Below are 207 nucleotides of genomic sequence, written 5' to 3'. Positions count from 1 at the left end.
TCGGCAGGCCGGTTAGTCACGAGTGGATTTACCAGCACGTGACCTGCGATAAAGCAGAGGGCGGTGAGCTGTACAAGTTCCTCCGGCAGGGTAAACGCCGCTATCGCAAAGGCTATGGTAAAAAGCGAAATCCGATACCTGACGCCGTATCCATCGAGCAGAGACCAGCCGTTGTTGATGCTCGTACCCGACTGGGTGACTGGGAAG

1 pseudogene is annotated in these 207 nt (G+C 56.0%); it reads left to right on the top strand.

The window, feature by feature from the left end:
- Positions 1-207 (top strand): annotated as a pseudogene (locus ACSZPU_RS26610) (IS30 family transposase); the annotation flags it as partial.

Source organism: Phytobacter sp. V69, from assembly GCF_965644215.1.
GTDB lineage: Bacteria > Pseudomonadota > Gammaproteobacteria > Enterobacterales > Enterobacteriaceae > Phytobacter.
The sequence above is the reverse complement of the archived record's forward strand: the minus strand, read 5'-3'. Positions and strand labels throughout refer to the sequence as shown.